Below are 1,983 nucleotides of genomic sequence, written 5' to 3' on the forward strand. Positions count from 1 at the left end.
ACTCAGTTCCTGCAACCGCCGGTCATTAACGCATTCTGACGATGCTTATTAACAATTGAATTATGCTTGTGGTTTAAATAATTTTTAGCACAGAGAATCAATACGTAGGTAAGAACGCCAAATATAAGAAGCTTACTAGATACTAACTGCACAGTTTCAAATGTATTGGCAGGAGCGATCCAAGACCATTTATGAAGAAAAACAGAGGCTATCGCGAATAACATTAGTGCGATCGCAACCCAAATCGTCCGCGTCTCCCATTTTTCTGCATCTGTATTATGACTAGCTGATTCCGTTTGAAAATATATCGCCTGCTGCGTAACACCTTGTTCTGCTGCTGTCTCGCGTATGTCTTTTAATATTTCTTCGCCGGCCTCTTTTTGTTGCTCTAAACTTTTTTGAATATGGTTTGCTTCGTCTTTAATTTGTTGAAACGTGGATCGAGCATCAGCGTCAAGGCGTTGAAAATCTGCTGAGCGATGCAAAGAATATGAGATATGAGGGCTTAGTTTAGTAAAAGCAGGATCGTAAGCATCAACCAATTGCTTAATATAAGAATCTCTTACTGCCGCAGGCGTTTGCTGACTTGATGTATCGAAATCAAGAATTTGGCCAAACTTTTGGTAGTCTGCATCACACTGTGCTTTTATCTGATTCAAAATGGCTACAGGAAAATCCTCCAATGCAGTCGTTGATAGTCTTCTGTAGAGTGAAATAAGTCTTCTAGCTGGTGCGACCGCATTCTCGAAATTAAGCGAACTTCCAAGCTCATCAATTCTTGGGAGCAAATTCACATCAAATTCTTGAATTCGTAGCAGACTGTCTGTTGCTTGTTCGATCACCGTTGGCTCTTGATTTTCTGACATTCTTATTCCTCTGACTTGACTTCGATTGTTGTAGTTATAACGCCGAAGCACAGCGGCGACCTTGGAGTGGCGACGAAGGAGCCACGTAAAGGGCGTCCGGCGGCCACCGGCCGCGTACTGCTGCGCCTTGTTAAATGGCCCTAGGCACACGGTCCGATTGAGCCACTGTTTGATTGAGTTGCCGGAGTTTGTTGAGAGAGACTTGAAACTGGCCATTACTAGGTAGCCGTTTACCTTTGAATTGCTCCCAAACAAGGGCTCCTGGCCCGTTATAAATTTCCTCGAACGTACCGTCACGCAAGATTTTGATGATAATCGCGTGCTGCGGCTGACTGCGGAATGCAACAGAGTTGGATTGCGTAGCTTTGATCTCAACTTCCACGCCGGTTTCAGTGAGAGCGTCATAGCCTTTATTGGACGCTGTCTTCAACTCAAGATTGTATGCATCGGCCACGAGGCATTCACCCAAACTGCCAACCATATGACCATCCGGGGTAAAGTGCCTGCCCGGGAACATGGCCTCCAACTCATTTACCGTGGCATAGAGCTGAGTGACCAAGGCCCGGAATTTATCGTGATCGATCATAGACATTTAACGCCGTGGTTTGGGGCGGCTGAAGCGTAGCGTAAACCGTCCCAGCCGCGAAGCGGCGACCAACACCACCTTGTTAGGCGGCTCAGTTTTGTCATTTTCCAAGCTGCAGATAAGTGACATACACCCCACCTATTGCAATAGCTGCCATCCAGAGCCACTGCCAGTGACGAAGATAGAATGTCACTATTGCTCGCGCGACTTTTGCACTCCAGTGATACTCGGTATAGGGAGGAGGCACCATTACATAACCTGGGCCCGACTCAGGTGGGTCCATTTTTGATTCGCCTTCCCACCACTTTATTATTTTCTGCAACATTGCTTAATCCCCACGCCCTTCATGCCGCTTTAGCGGTCGGCTGGAGCGCCTGGTTAGTTTTTAATCGGATTGAAGCTCTCATAATATCTTTGAATCTCAAGCCTTACTTCGTGGGCGGCTGCCTGAAGGTCCTCAATACCAACTCCGTTGTTGATCATGATTCCGAGTACCTTATTGCTGAGAAGGGCCGCCTCAAGTTCCAAGTG

Annotated in this window: 3 protein-coding genes; 1 reads left to right on the plus strand and 2 read right to left on the minus strand. The window is 46.6% G+C overall.

Annotated elements, in window-relative coordinates; all coding sequences use genetic code 11:
- Positions 1-2: 2 nt before the first annotated feature.
- Both CNQ84_RS20445 and CNQ84_RS20160 read right to left on the minus strand, forming a co-directional pair.
- Positions 3-866, minus strand: a complete 864-nt coding sequence (locus CNQ84_RS20445) for a hypothetical protein (protein ID WP_133065936.1) — start codon at positions 864-866, stop codon at positions 3-5.
- Between the two features lie 130 nt (positions 867-996).
- On the minus strand, positions 997-1,452 hold the full coding sequence (locus CNQ84_RS20160) for a DUF6998 domain-containing protein (protein ID WP_084342487.1): 456 nt from the start codon (positions 1,450-1,452) through the stop codon (positions 997-999).
- A 285-nt stretch (positions 1,453-1,737) separates the two neighbouring features.
- Here CNQ84_RS20160 and CNQ84_RS20705 point away from each other — a divergent pair.
- The coding region (locus CNQ84_RS20705; RefSeq protein WP_217350132.1) for a hypothetical protein at positions 1,738-1,983 on the plus strand (246 nt) is incomplete at its 3' end.

The organism is Pseudomonas abyssi (genome assembly GCF_002307495.1).
GTDB classification, from domain to species: Bacteria; Pseudomonadota; Gammaproteobacteria; order Pseudomonadales; family Pseudomonadaceae; genus Halopseudomonas; species Halopseudomonas abyssi.

What these genes read in the sequence shown, in the direction of transcription:
- CNQ84_RS20160 (WP_084342487.1), bottom strand. Translation starts at nt 1,452, where the DNA reads ATGATCGATCACGATAAATTCCGGGCCTTGGTCACTCAGCTCTATGCC.
- CNQ84_RS20445 (WP_133065936.1), bottom strand. Translation starts at nt 866, where the DNA reads ATGTCAGAAAATCAAGAGCCAACGGTGATCGAACAAGCAACAGACAGT.